This is a genomic window from Kitasatospora sp. NPDC101801 (assembly GCF_044766665.1).
GTDB lineage: Bacteria > Actinomycetota > Actinomycetes > Streptomycetales > Streptomycetaceae > Kitasatospora.
The window spans coordinates 437,632-450,260 of the sequence record NZ_JBIWML010000002.1; the positions used below are offsets into that span (position 1 = coordinate 437,632).

At 70.5% G+C, this 12,629-nt stretch carries 12 protein-coding genes; 3 read left to right on the plus strand and 9 right to left on the minus strand.

Annotated features, from left to right (window positions below; genetic code table 11):
• Position 1 precedes the first annotated feature (1 nt).
• The 8 genes from ACIRPK_RS06225 to ACIRPK_RS06260 all read right to left on the minus strand — a co-directional run bounded on the left by ACIRPK_RS06225 (position 2) and on the right by ACIRPK_RS06260 (position 9,748).
• Positions 2 to 1,282, minus strand: coding sequence for an AAA family ATPase (locus ACIRPK_RS06225; protein WP_403033699.1), 1,281 nt, complete (start codon positions 1,280 to 1,282; stop codon positions 2 to 4).
• A 166-nt stretch (positions 1,283 to 1,448) separates the two neighbouring features.
• The gene (locus ACIRPK_RS06230; protein ID WP_403033702.1) at positions 1,449 to 2,282 is read right to left on the minus strand and encodes a putative RNA methyltransferase; all 834 of its coding nucleotides are present in this window, start codon (positions 2,280 to 2,282) and stop codon (positions 1,449 to 1,451) included.
• A 43-nt stretch (positions 2,283 to 2,325) separates the two neighbouring features.
• Positions 2,326 to 2,757: a fic family toxin-antitoxin system, toxin component gene (locus ACIRPK_RS06235; protein ID WP_184919427.1), complete on the minus strand. Its 432-nt coding sequence runs from the start codon at positions 2,755 to 2,757 to the stop codon at positions 2,326 to 2,328.
• The gene (locus ACIRPK_RS06240) at positions 2,754 to 2,990 is read right to left on the minus strand and encodes a toxin-antitoxin system HicB family antitoxin (RefSeq protein ID WP_403033705.1); all 237 of its coding nucleotides are present in this window, start codon (positions 2,988 to 2,990) and stop codon (positions 2,754 to 2,756) included. Before ACIRPK_RS06240 ends, ACIRPK_RS06235 begins: the two co-directional genes overlap by 4 nt.
• A gap of 168 nt (positions 2,991 to 3,158) precedes the next feature.
• Positions 3,159 to 4,394, minus strand: a complete 1,236-nt coding sequence (locus ACIRPK_RS06245; RefSeq protein WP_403033708.1) for a hypothetical protein — start codon at positions 4,392 to 4,394, stop codon at positions 3,159 to 3,161.
• A 343-nt stretch (positions 4,395 to 4,737) separates the two neighbouring features.
• A complete protein-coding gene (locus ACIRPK_RS06250) occupies positions 4,738 to 6,099 on the minus strand; it encodes a class I SAM-dependent RNA methyltransferase (RefSeq protein WP_403033759.1) in 1,362 nt (453 codons plus the stop codon).
• Between the two features lie 308 nt (positions 6,100 to 6,407).
• On the minus strand, positions 6,408 to 8,465 hold the full coding sequence (locus tag ACIRPK_RS06255) for an APC family permease (protein ID WP_403033710.1): 2,058 nt from the start codon (positions 8,463 to 8,465) through the stop codon (positions 6,408 to 6,410).
• A gap of 500 nt (positions 8,466 to 8,965) precedes the next feature.
• Positions 8,966 to 9,748, minus strand: a complete 783-nt coding sequence (locus ACIRPK_RS06260) for a helix-turn-helix domain-containing protein (protein ID WP_403033713.1) — start codon at positions 9,746 to 9,748, stop codon at positions 8,966 to 8,968.
• Between the two features lie 151 nt (positions 9,749 to 9,899).
• Between ACIRPK_RS06260 and ACIRPK_RS06265 the strand changes: the two genes are divergently transcribed.
• From ACIRPK_RS06265 to ACIRPK_RS06275, 3 genes are all read left to right on the plus strand, one after another.
• Complete coding sequence (locus ACIRPK_RS06265) at positions 9,900 to 10,229, plus strand: hypothetical protein (RefSeq protein WP_403033715.1); 330 nt, start codon at positions 9,900 to 9,902, stop codon at positions 10,227 to 10,229.
• Between the two features lie 35 nt (positions 10,230 to 10,264).
• The gene (locus ACIRPK_RS06270) at positions 10,265 to 10,741 is read left to right on the plus strand and encodes a glycine-rich domain-containing protein (RefSeq protein ID WP_403033718.1); all 477 of its coding nucleotides are present in this window, start codon (positions 10,265 to 10,267) and stop codon (positions 10,739 to 10,741) included.
• A gap of 173 nt (positions 10,742 to 10,914) precedes the next feature.
• Positions 10,915 to 11,607 carry a phosphotransferase gene (locus ACIRPK_RS06275; protein WP_403033720.1) on the plus strand — a complete coding sequence of 231 codons (693 nt, stop codon included), beginning with the start codon at positions 10,915 to 10,917 and terminating at the stop codon, positions 11,605 to 11,607.
• A gap of 83 nt (positions 11,608 to 11,690) precedes the next feature.
• Here ACIRPK_RS06275 and ACIRPK_RS06280 read toward each other — a convergent pair whose 3' ends face one another.
• Positions 11,691 to 12,464 (minus strand): hypothetical protein, encoded by a 774-nt coding sequence (locus ACIRPK_RS06280; RefSeq protein ID WP_403033723.1) that lies wholly within the window; start codon positions 12,462 to 12,464, stop codon positions 11,691 to 11,693.
• Between the last annotated feature and the right edge of the window lie 165 nt (positions 12,465 to 12,629).

Here is a 12,629-nt window from a genome sequence, read left to right on the forward strand (position 1 = left end):
CCTACAGGTCTACCCCATCCTCGCCGCCCCGGGCTCCCTGCAAGGGCACCCGGGCCGACTCGGGCCGCAACACGCTGTGCCCGCTGGCCGGGTCACGCCGGCACTCGACCAGTTCGACGCCGAGGCCAGGTTCGCGGGCCGGGGCGGCATCCTGCACCGCGCCCAGCAGCCGGATGTCCTCCTTCAGGCACACCTCCCTGGCCAGCCGGAGCAGCGCCGAGACCTGCTCCCCGCCGAGACCGGCCGCCAGGTCCTCGGCCAGCACGGTGAGCTGACGGTGCGCCGCCGGGACCTCGACCGCCGGATCGACGTCCAGCACCCCCGCGCCGGTGAGCAGCACGGTGGCGAAGGCCAGCAGCCGCAGCATGCCGTCCGAGGCCTGGTCCGCCCCCGTCCGACCGAGCACACCCTCGTCGAAAACCGCGAGCAGCTGCTCGCGGGCCTCCGGCCCGCGCCGGGCCACGTCCAGGCCGAGCAGCGGGTGCGGGGCCGCCTGCTGGACGGCCTTGAGCAGCCGGCCGTACCGGCGGGTGCACTGCTGCTTCACCCGGGCCAGCACGGGCGAGATGTTGGCGGCCGAGGCGAGCAGCCTGGCGTCCGTCTCGGGCTCCGCCCAGTCCCGCATCAGCGCGGGCACCGGGTGCAGCGGGAAGACCTCGCGCAGGGCGGTGAGCAGCTGCTCGGCGGCGGCCAGCACCTGGCGCTCGCCGTTCGAGGAGCCCGCCACCCGGAGCGGGATCTGAGCGGTGATCAGGCTGTCGTTGGGGAACGGCGCCCGGATGTCGCCCTGCCGGGTGTCGTTGTGCCAGGTGACGTTGACCCGGCCGTGCGCGACGTCCTGCTCCCCGGTCTCCACCAGGGTCTGCCCCGCGCAGGTCAGCCACTCCCGGGCGACCCGGACCGGGCCGTCGGTGCGGACCACCAGTTCGAGCCGGATCGGCCCGGCGGCGGAGCGGACGGTGCAGCCGAGGATGATCGCGTTCCGGCCGTGCGGGACGCAGCCGAGCATGCCGCCCCGGATCGGCAGCGCGAGCGGGCCCGAACTGCCGCCCAGCCCGTCCAGCGAGGGGCCGATCGGCTCGCCGAGGGAGAGCCGGGAGAGGGTGGCCAGGGCGTCCAGCGCGTTCGACTTGCCGACGCCCGAGGGGCCGTGCAGCACGGTCAGCGGGGAGAGCGGCAGGGTGGTCCGCCGGTAGGACTTGAAGGAGGTCAGGCGCAGCTCCTCCACGGTGGGGCGGAGCACGGGGCGGACGGCGGCGGGACGGACGACTTCGCTGGTCACTCGGGGGACGTTAGCCGCCGTCGGAAGTGCCGAAACGTGCCTGCGCCGCATCTTCATCCCAACGAGTCCGCGTGAGTCCCACGACTCGGCCCGGTTTCCGCGTCCCGGTCCGGTCTGGTGCAGACGCCCGGCTCCGGGTCGGGTCCGACGGGGGTGGACGGGCTGCTCAGCGGTAGGTGGTGAGGTGCACCGAACCGGTCACCTCGACCGGGTCGGGCAGCTCGGCGAGCGCGGCGGCCAGCCGGGCCGGGTCGGTGTGCCAGGCGTTCGGGCCCATCGCGACCACCTCGGTCGCCTCGGCGTGCGAGAGCCGCAGCCGGAACTCGACCTCGGTCCGGTCGGTCCGGGTCAGCCAGGGGCTGAGCTTCTGGTCCGTCCGGCGCTCCTTGTCCTCGTCGACCGAGAGCAGCCCCAACGCGTCCACCAGCTCCCGGAGGTGACGGGAGGTCGGGGAGACCAGCAGCATCCGGCCACCGGGGCGGAGCACCCGACGGATCTCGGGGCCGTTGCGCGGCGCGAAGACGTTGAGCAGCAGATCGGCGGAGCCGTCCAGCAGCGGCAGCGGACGCCAGGCGTCGCAGACCAGCGCGCCGATCCGGGCGTGTGCCCTGGCCGCGCGCCGGAGGGCGAACTTGGAGATGTCCAGCGCGGCGCCCGCTCCGCCCGTCCGGTCCAGCACGTGCGCCAGGTAGTAGCCGGTACCGGCGCCGAGGTCGGCGGTCAGGCCCGTCGTCGCGTCGTCGGGCCCGGCCGCCGCCGCGTCGGTCAGGGCGTCGGCGATCGGAAGGTAGTGGCCGGCGGCCAGGAAGTCCCCCCGGGCGGCGACCATCCCGGCCGTGTCACCGGTGCCGGTGTGCGCGTCACCGGCGAGCAGGCTGACGTAGCCCTGCTTGGCCTGGTCGAAGCTGTGGCCCGCCGCACAGCGCAGGGTCCGGCCGTCCAGGGTCAGCGGCCGGGCACAGTGCGGGCAGGCCAGGTAGCGCTCGATGTCCTGCAACAACGTGGGTGGTCCTCGCCGGTGTGGGGGTGGACCACCAGGCTACTCAATCAGCTTCGCCCTCTTCGCCGTCGTCCTCGCCGCTGACCTCCTCGTCCTCGGGGTCGTCGACGATCCAGCCGGCCAGCCGCTCGGCGACTCCGCTGACGCCGAGCTTGCCCTCCCGGATGGCCCGGGCCAGGCTGCGCACCTCACGGGCGGTGGTGGCGACGGTGCAGCCGCTGGCCACCAGGTAGGAGTACGCCACGGCGGTGGCGAACAGCTCGTTGGTCCGCTCCAGCGCGGGGACGCGGATCAGTTGGTGCATCAGGGCCGCGGCGCGGTCCTGCGGCTCGGGGTAGACGGCGATGTCGAAGATCTCGGCCTGGTGCCGGGCAACCGAGGCGAGCAGCGATCCGTAGTCGGTCACCTGCGGGTCGCCCGGGGTGTACTGCTCGGCTGTCATGAGCAGCCAGGACAGGTCTACCTCAAGTTTCAACGGCGCACGTCCTGCAGCTCGGATCCGCGCTCGAACTCGGCGAGGAAGGCGGTCTCGTACTCCTTCATGAACTGCGCGGCGGTGTCGACGAACAGTCGACCTGCCTCACCCATGTCCTGCTGCACGAGCCGTTCGATGTACTGGTTCATGCTGATCCCCTGCTGCTCGGCCCGCTCCCGGGCGATCTCGGCGGTCGTGGCATCCACCCTGACGTTCAGCTGCTTTTTGGCCATGCTTCACGCTAGCGCTGATGTGCTAGCACAACAAGGGCGCATTCCGGCCTCCGCACTCCCTTACCCGCGCGCGGCCCGGTTGGCACCCCGGCGGACCGCCGAGTGCGACGGACCCGCCGGGGACCGGTGCGGGACCGGTGCGGGACCAGCGGCGGGATCAGTGCGGGATCAGTGCGGGTCGCCCTCGACCCGGCCGCCCAACGCCCTTGCGGTCGGGGCGAGTTCACGCCAGTGCCGGGTGAGCAGGGCGAGCGCGAGCACCAGGTAGACGTATCCGAGCAGCAGGCGGGCGTTCTCGCCGGGCAGGACGAACTGGACCACGAACAGCCCGAACAGCAGCCCCGCCTTCCACGGCAGGAAGCCCAGGTCCAGCAGCAGCACGACCGCGAGCACGGTCTGCGCCGCCGTCAGCATCACCTCGTCCACCTGACGCTCCACCAGCGGCAGCGACCAGCTGCCGCCACCTGCGGCGTAGGCCAGCGGCAGGCAGGCGATCAGCAGCGTCCACTGGTTGACCTTGCTGGAGAGCAGCGCGCCGAGCCCGTCGTCGCCGCGCAGCCGCCAGGCGAACACCACCGCCACGATCAGCTCCGGCGCCTCGGACGCCAGCGGGGCCAGCCACTGCACCAACAGGAACCGGTCGATCCCGAGCGAGGACCCCGCGTCCACCAGCGAGGTGGCGAACGGCTCGGCACAGGCGAACACCACCGCCGCGGCCACCGCGAACACCAGCACCGTCGTCGTCCGCCGCCGCGCGGTGGGCAGTTCGGCCAGCCGGGCCGGTACCCCGATCAGCTCCTCCTCGTCGGTCTCGCTGCACCGCCCGATCCGGAACAGGTAGTAGGCGTACCAGGCGATCAGCACCACCGCCAGCGCCCAGGAGATCTCCCTGGTCAGCGGCATCACGAACGCGAGCACGGCCGCCACCCCGAGGAACGCCACGTCGATCCGCCGGTGCTCCCGCAACGCCACCCCGGGGCGCACGCCGGCCCGGCGCGCCGCGAAGTACGCGGCGAGCGCCACCAGCGGCCACCCCACGCCCACCAGCAGCCGGTTCGCGCCGGTCATGTTGGCGGCGGCGTACGCCGCGTACTCCGGCCTGCTGCCCGCCGTGTACGCGAACCACAGGTCCACCGCGTACTCCGGCAGCACCGCGATGAACGCCAGCAGCGCGAGCGCCAACGGCCCCGCGATGTCCGCCCGCGCCGTCTCCGCCGCCCACATCAGCAACAGCGCCGCCGACAGCACCCCCAGCCCGAACACCGCCATTCCCACCACCGGCTCCGGGTGCACCCCCGCCAGCCGCAGCACCACGGCGGGCGCCGCCCCGGCACAGGCGGCACCAAGGCGCAGAGCGGTGGTCCGCACGGACGGCGGCACGGCTGACGGCGGATCGAAGCCCATCCCCGCAGGCTAGGGCGTGGTCCGGCCCCGACCCCGGTCGGCAACGCCGAAGCACCCCCCGCCGGACCTGGATGGGCTAGGGCCTGTCGTCAAACTCCCGCCTGCCCCACGACGCCTGGCACCCACTCCCGCCGCACCGGCCGAAAGCCCAGGTACGACCCAGTACGAGGGCTCCCGCCCGGCACGCCCAGAGCACGCACCAGACACCGCAGGCCCGCCCTTCGGGCGACGACGGGAGTTCGACGACAGGCCCTGGGCGCTGAACGCGACCTCGGCTGGGAAGCCGGGGAAACGACTGATGGGCGCCGGGGCGGAGGCCCCGGCGCCCATCAGTGACGGCCCGTCAGACCGCCTGCTCGGCGATCGGCTCCAGGATGGCCACGCACTCGAAGTGGTGGGTCATCGGGAAGAGGTCGAACGCGCGCAGCGAGACCGGCCGGTAGCCGCCCTCGCGGAAGAAGGCGAGGTCGCGGGCGAGGGCGGCGGGGTCGCAGGCGACGTAGGCGATCCGGCGGGCGGAGAGGCCGGCCAGGTGGGCGACGGTCTCGCGGCCGGCGCCCGCGCGGGGCGGGTCGAGGACGATCAGGTCGGTGGAGGTGATGCCGGTGCGCGGCAGCAGGGTCTCCACCCGGTCGTTCTCGATCCGGACGTTGTCGAGGGTGGCCAGGTTGTGGCGGGCGTCGACGACGGCCTGCTTGCTGGACTCGATGCCGAGGACGGCACCGTCCTCGCCGACCCGGTCGGCCAGCGCGCCGGCGAACAGGCCCACGCCGCAGTAGAGGTCGAGGGCGCTCTCGCCCCACTGCGGGTCGAGGCCGTCCAGGACGGCGCCGACCAGGGTCTCGGGGGCCTCCGGGTGGATCTGCCAGAAGCCGCCGTTGGAGACCCGCCAGGTGCGGCCGGCCGCCCGCTCACGGACGAAGGAGCGACCGTGCACCTTGTGGATCAGGTCCTGCTCGTCGACCCGGGCGATCGAGACCGGCTTGTCGAGCTCGACCAGCGGGAGCTGGGCGCCCGGGGCCGGGGTGAGGATCACCTGGCGGTCGGAGGAACCGGCCGCGGCGATCACGTCGATCGAGTTGACGCCGGGCCAGCTGCGGGCCTCGACGCCGAGCTCGGTGATGCCCTCGGCGGCGATCAGGCAGCGGTCGACCGGCTCCAGCTCGTGCGAGCGGTGCCGGCGCAGGCCGACCTTGCCGGTCGCCGGATCCACCGCGTACTGGATCCGGGTGCGCCAGGCCGGCACCTCGCCGGGCGGGAGCTTGCCGCCGACCGGCTCGACGCTGCCGTCCCAGCCGGCCTCGGCCGGGGTCAGGCCGGCCAGCTTGGCGAGCTGCTCGGTGAGCACCGCGACCTTGAGCTTGCGCTGGCCGCCGGGGGTGACGTGCTGCCAGTCGCAGCCGCCGCACTTGCCGGGGCCGGAGAACGGGCAGGGGGCGGCGATCCGGTCCTTGGCGGGCTCCAGGATCTCCACCGCGTCGGCGCGCAGGAAGCGGGACTTGGTGGTGCCCTCGGTGACCTGGGCGATCACCTTCTCGCCGGGCAGCGCGTGCCGGACGAACAGCACCCGCCCCTCGTGCCGGGCCACGCAGTGGCCGCCGCCGTGCGCGACCGCGCCGACCTCGACCTCGTAGCGCTCGCCGACCAGCGGGTCACCGGCGGGCACCCGGGGGGTGGACGCCTTGGTGGACCGGTCGGTCTTCAGCGGACGGGCGGCCCGGGCCACCGGCGTGGCGGTGCGGGCGGCCTTCGGGGGGCGCACGGTCTGCTTCTTCGCGGCATTGGCCGCCGCAGCGCCGGCCGCGCGCTTGGACTCCGGGCGCGCCTCGGGCTCCCCCGGCGCGAGCGGCGCGGTCTGCGCCGTGAAGCCGTCACGGTCGGTCGCCTCCGGGCGGACCGGCCGGGCGCCCCAGCGGGGCCGGGCGACCTGACCCGGCTTGCTGCCGGAGCCGGACTTGCCCTTGCCCTTGCCGGTACGGCCGGAGCCGGAGGAACGGGGCGGGTTGTTGGGGGTCACGAGTCGGCGTCCTTGCTGGGGTTGCTGGCGGTACTGGCGGATGCGGAAGTCCTCGACTCTACGCGCTGCGGCCGGGGCTCACCGCGCCGGACGGCGCCGGGAGCGGACCAGGCCTTCTGCGGCTTGCGCCGTTCCGAGGACTCCAACTGCCAGGGTACGGAGGTCACCATCACTCCGGGCTTGAACAGCAGACGGCCCTTCAGCCGCAGCGCGCTCTGGTTGTGCAGCAGGTGCTCGTACCAGTGCCCGACCACGTACTCGGGGATGTAGACCGCGACCACGTCGCGCGGGCTGCTGCGGCGCAGGTTCTTCACGTACTCCAGCACCGGCCCGGTGACCTCGCGGAACGGCGAGTCGAGCACCTTGAGCGGCACCTCGATGCCGCGTTCGTCCCACTCCCGGCGGAGCGCCTCGGTGTCGTTGGGGTCCACGTTGACGGTGACCGCCTCCAGGGTGTGCGCCCGGGTCAGCCGGGCGTACGCCAGCGCGCGGAGGGCCGGCTTGTGCAGCTTGGAGACCAGCACGATGGCGTGCACCCGGGTGGGCAGCACCACGTCGTCCGGCTCCTCGGCGGCGACCAGCTCGCGGGAGACCCGGTCGTAGTGCCGCCGGATCGCCTTCATCATCACGAACAGCACCACCATGGCGGCGATCGCGATCCAGGCGTGGCCGATCTTGGTGGCCAGCACCACGATCAGCACCGCCATGGTCATCACCAGACCGAAGGCGTTGATCGCCCGGCTGCGCTGCATGTGCGAGCGCTTCTTCGGGTCCTGCTCGCTCCGCAGCAGCCTGGTCCAGTGCCGGATCATGCCGGACTGGCTCATGTTGAAGGAGACGAAGACGCCGACGATGTACAGCTGGATCAGCCGGGTCGGGTCGGCGTTGAACGCCACGATGAACAGGATCGCCGCGCCCGCCAGCAGGATGATGCCGTTGGAGAAGGCCAGCCGGTCACCGCGGGTGTGCAGCTGCCGGGGCAGGTAGCGGTCCTGCGCCAGGATCGAGCCGAGCACCGGGAAGCCGTTGAAGGCGGTGTTCGCGGCCAGCACCAGGATCAGCCCGGTGACGGCGGCGATGAAGTAGAAGCCCGGGGTGAAGTTGGAGAACACCGCCTCGCTGATCTGCGCCAGCGCGGTCTTCTGGTGGTAGTCCGCCGGGGCGCCGACCAGCTGGCTCGGCTCCTCCGCCATCTGGGCACCGGTCAGCCGGGCCAGGTAGATGATGCCCATGAACATCACGACCGCGAAGACCGCCATCATCAGCAGCGTGGTCGCGGCGTTCTTGCTCTTCGGCTTGCGGAACGCGGGCACGCCGTTGCTGATCGCCTCGACGCCGGTCAGTGCGGCACAGCCCGAGGAGAACGCCTTCAGCAGCAGGAAGACCAGCGCGAACCCGGCCAGGTTGGAGTCGCCGGGCAGCGCCTCCAGGTGGAAGCCGGCGCTCTCGGCGGGCATCTCGGAGTCGAACAGGAAGTGCCGGACCAGCCCGTACCCGAGCATGCCCATGATGCCGAACATGAAGGCATAGGTCGGGATCGCGAAGGCACTGCCGGACTCCCGGACCCCGCGCAGGTTGATCCCCATCAGCACGACCACCAGGGTGATCGAGATCCCCATCTCGTGCCCGCGCAGCGACGGCACCGCGGAGACCACGTTGGCCACCCCCGAGGTGGTGGACACGGCGACGGTGAGCACGTAGTCGACCATCAGAGCGGCGGCCACCACCAGGCCGGAGTTCGGCCCGTGGTTGACGGTGGCGACCTCGTAGTCGCCGCCGCCGCTCGGGTACGCGTGCACGTTCTGCCGGTACGAGGCCACCACCGCGAGCATCACGACGGCGACCACGATGCCGATCTGCCAGGAGAAGTGGATCGCCGAGACACCCGCCACCGACAGGGTGAGCAGGATCTCCTCGGGGGCGTACGCCACGGAGGAGAGGGCGTCGGAGGCGAACACCGGCAGGGCGATCCGCTTGGGGAGCAGAGTCTCCCCGAGCTTGTCGCTGCGCAGCGCGCGGCCGATCAGAATGCGTTTCGGTAGGTCAGCAGGCATAGGCACGTTAAGGAATCGTAGGGGGTCGCCTTCCGATCGACGCCCTCTGGTGGCCCCTTCGTCGGGACTGTGTTCGGTGGAGGGGCTAGCGTGTCGGATGATGAATGCGCGGGAACCATCCGGAACACCCCGCGTCACACGGTGCCGAGGAGTCGGCGAACTCTCCCCCCGGAGTCGGGGGCGGAAGGATGATGAGCGGTGTCTGCGCAGGTCATGATCCCAACGGACCGGGTGAGGTAGTCCCGTGCACATCGTCATCATTCGCACGGTGCGCCTAACATGACCGGTCATCACTGACCAAACCCGCAGGTAGAAACTCTAGGGTTTCCGACCGCTCAGGCCGATTCCGGCCCGCTGCGAACCATCCTGTTGCCTCGCTGTTGCCCCGGCAGTCCCTCTGGCTGCCGGGGCTTCTGCGTGCTCGGGCCCGCTCTCAGACCTACCGGTGCCCGGGGGTACGGCAGGTGGCGACGATCACTCTCCGCATTCGGAGCACAAGGTCACTCAGGGATTCGGCTGTACCGCTCCACAGCCGCCCGCGAGGTGCTGGCCTCCTTCAACACCAGCTCCCAAGGCCCCGTGTTCACGTCGAAGTCCTGGCCGAAGCCGACCCACTTCCCAGCCATCCGGCGCCCGGTCGGCTCGATCAGAAGCTGGATCGCACCGTGATACCTCGCGCCCTGGTAGTAGCCATCAGCAGCCGTCTGCTCCGTCCACGTGCCCGTGGCGGTGTGTCGGTCAAGGGTGAGGTCCAGGGTCAGCGGCGAGTCCGGGTTGGTGGAAGCTCCAGGAAGCGATCGACCTGTCAGCCGGTTTCCATGCTGGATCAGTACGACGTAGTGGCAGGCCGTAAACGTGTTCTCCCGGCTGGAGCTGTAGTACTCGTATCGGGAGAGCCACACCCCGGAGTGGTCGACTCCGGAGACGGCAGCGCTAGCTGCGGCCGGGCCTGTATCAGCGGCGGCCGTAGCGATTGGCTCGGACTCCAGGTCATGGCCACCCGCACCGTCGTCTCGAACCCGTGCGACCGGCACAGGCAGGACGAACCCCAGCGCTTCCACTGGAAGCCCAGTGACTTTCTCCAGAACACGGGCGTACGCCGGTCGGGGCGACCGGCTGACACCGGCTTCCCATCGCTGGACCAGTCGCTTGCTGGCGTCGTTAGGTTGTCCGGTCTCGTCACCTGCCCGGCGAAGCTCGCGGGCAAGGTCATCTTGGCTGAGTCGCAGCCCGATACGGACAGACCGAAGCACGTCATTGGGCACACCCTCGGCGGTAGTCATGCCTTAGACGGTAGACCCAACTTCGCTGCAATGACACCGGTTTGACGCCTTCCAATGACGCCCATCTGACGCCTCGTCTGTCGTCGCAATGGCATGTCCCGCGCCGGTACACCTGTGTCCTGACCAACCGAGGGAACCGGGAGACGGGCTCGTGACACAGATGTTGAGCAGGACAGCCGTCGTCAGCCAGGGCTTCATCGTGTCCATTGAGGACGTGACCGAGCGTGCCAACTTCACGCACCTGAGTGACGCCCTGGCCGCCTTGTGGGACGCGCTCAGGGCTCTCCCGCTGGGTGTCGTGCAGGCGGACGCGTACCGGTCCTACCTGATCGGCGAAGGCTCAACCGAGCGGGTTCGTGAGCAATTGGCCCAGAGCGGAGCCCTTGCCTTGACATTCACCATGGGCGGCCAGTCCCACCTGGTCGAGATCATCCATGAGCCGTCCAAGCGGTTCCCCTGGACCACCCGGAGCACCAGCTAGCAGCTCACTCACTTCGACGCACGGAGGTAAGCACCATGAGCGAAACCGTCACGTCTGTGTCGGCGGGTACGGACCCGCGAAACCTCATCGCCCCGGAGGTTCGCGCGCTGATCACCACGACCATCCGGGCCCAGCACCCGGAAGTGGACGAGAAGCGCGCGGAACTGGGGGTCGGTCAGATGGCGGCGTTCCTGACCGCCTGCGCCACCAGTGGCCGGCCGCTGAGCCCGTCGCCGGAGGTGGACGACTACTGGCACGCGTTCGTGCTCAACACCGAGGCATACATGGACTGGTGCACGGCCAGCTTCGGCAAGATGGTGCACCACAAGCCGGGCTACCTGGACCCGGAGGAGCACGGAGGCGGAAAGGTGCTGCGGGCCCGCGCCATCGACGCCATCGCGGAGTTGGGGTTCCTGCTCGAACCGGACTTCTGGCCGGAGATCGAGTTGGCCAACTGCTCCCAGTGCCACGCCAACTGCTCCGACAGCCCGTTCACGGGCCACAAGGGCTGACCTAGCAAGACGGCCGGAGCCCCCGACGGGGCTCCGGCTCACCCCGTTCAGACAAAGGATCAGCGGTGTTGTCGCAGAGAACCGAATGGGTGCAACTCCCAACCGAGGCAAGGGAGGCAGTGGAGCATCACACGGGCCAGGTGCTCAGCGCTCGGAGTGCGGAGACCGGCGTCATGTCCGCCTTCGCCAGCATGCTGGACACCCGGCACGGTTCGGTGTTCGTGAAGGCCACCCCGACCGACAGCCCTACCGCATGGGTCCACCGGCACGAAGCGCGAGTTACGGCTGTCGCTCCGCTGGCTCCGCCGCTGCTCTGGCAGGCCGAGGGTGGCGGTTGGTCTCTCTACGGGTACGGCGCACTCGCGGGCAGGCACCCCAGCTTTGCCACCGGCTCCCAGGATCTTCGCCCGCTGGTCTACGCCCTGACTGTAGTGTCCGGACACCCGTGGCCGATCGAGATCAGTAAGAAGCCGCTCAGTGACCGGCTGGCCCGGTTCGTGCCGCTTGGCGGTGAGGGTGCCCTTGATGGCCGGACTCTGGCTCACACCGATGCCGGAGAGTTCAACCTTCTGGTGACTGGCTCCGGCATCCGGCTGCTCGACTGGGCGCTGTCCTGCCCGGGACCGGAGTGGACGGACGCCGCCCTGCTGGTGCCTCGGCTGATCGCTGCCGGGCACTCGCCGGAGCAGGCCGACTATGTGGCTCGGCACATTCCGGCCTACCGTGATGCCGACCCGGAGCGACTGGCCATCTTCGCCCGGACCATCCACGCGTTCTGGTCGAGCCGCACCGCAGAGGACCCGTTGCCCCAACGATCCAAGCTCACGGAAGCGGCTCAGCGGTGGGTGCTCTCCCTCGTGACATGAGGCATGAATGGTGGCCCACGGAGTCTTCAGCTACCTAACGAAGAAGCCCCTGCCGATGGCAGGGGCTTTCTTTAGTTCGTGAGTCAGATCAGAGCAAGCAGCGGGTTCACCGCCGGAGCGATGTGCTCGCGTACCCGGGCGGGACGTGCGGCCGGTTCCGGCGTGATGCTGACAGTTGTGGTCCGGGGCCGGTAGGTGTCCAGGCGGACGACCGCAGCAGCGGGGGCGTTCCTCTCAGGCTCGGCTTGAGGCCGGCCGAATTGCTGAGCGGACCGGTCGGAACTGTCAGCGGTTGCCAGGGTGTAGACCGTGGCGGGGCGGCCGACCTTGGAACGGTCGAGCGTGACAGTGATCCCGGGCAGTGCCTTCACCTCGGCAGCGGTGGCGTTCACGTACGGGAGGATCTGTGAGGCGGTTGCCCGCCCGCCGTGCATGGCGATCCGGGCCCGGACCTTCTCCGCCAGCGTCGGCACCTTGCGCGCCACCTTCGGTGCGTCTGCCCCTGCGGTGACGTTCACGGCGGAGTGGACGCTGTAGCGCACCAGGGAGAAGGCGGCGAACAGGCACGCGTGGTCGATCACCTCGGACTGTTCGGACGCTGCCAGGCAGGCAGCGACCCGCAAGGTTTGCTCGGCGGTCCGCTCAATGAACACAGCCTGTGCGGTGGGCAGGGTCTCGGAGATGATCCGGGCATAGCGGCGGATCGTGCGCCACAGCGGCTGAGCGTCTCGGCTCAGGTGAATCTCACGGCCCCGGGTAGCCCACGCGTAGGCGTGGGCCAAAGCGGACCCGTCCACGTCCGGCAGCGCTGCGGACTCGTCGTCCAGCATCGGTACCGACCGGAGCAGGAAGGGCATGATGCGGTTGTAGCTGCCTCCGGCCGCCTCCGCTGCACCGACGTACTTCGACCAATCGCTTGGTGTGATGTGAACCGCCCCGGGTTCGGTAGAGGCTCGATTTCGTGTAAGGATTCGAGTCATGGCACGTCCCTCTTCCTACCCGCCTGAGCTGCGCCGTCGTGC

Bases quoted from the DNA above. Each gene is read 5' to 3' on its own strand.
- ACIRPK_RS06240 (WP_403033705.1), bottom strand. From the start codon at position 2,990: ATGGCCAAAAAGCAGCTGAACGTCAGGGTGGATGCCACGACCGCCGAG.
- ACIRPK_RS06245 (WP_403033708.1), bottom strand. From the start codon at position 4,394: ATGGGCTTCGATCCGCCGTCAGCCGTGCCGCCGTCCGTGCGGACCACC.
- ACIRPK_RS06255 (WP_403033710.1), bottom strand. From the start codon at position 8,465: ATGCCTGCTGACCTACCGAAACGCATTCTGATCGGCCGCGCGCTGCGC.
- ACIRPK_RS06260 (WP_403033713.1), bottom strand. From the start codon at position 9,748: ATGACTACCGCCGAGGGTGTGCCCAATGACGTGCTTCGGTCTGTCCGT.
- ACIRPK_RS06270 (WP_403033718.1), top strand. From the start codon at position 10,265: ATGAGCGAAACCGTCACGTCTGTGTCGGCGGGTACGGACCCGCGAAAC.
- ACIRPK_RS06275 (WP_403033720.1), top strand. From the start codon at position 10,915: ATGTCCGCCTTCGCCAGCATGCTGGACACCCGGCACGGTTCGGTGTTC.
- ACIRPK_RS06280 (WP_403033723.1), bottom strand. From the start codon at position 12,464: ATGCCCTTCCTGCTCCGGTCGGTACCGATGCTGGACGACGAGTCCGCA.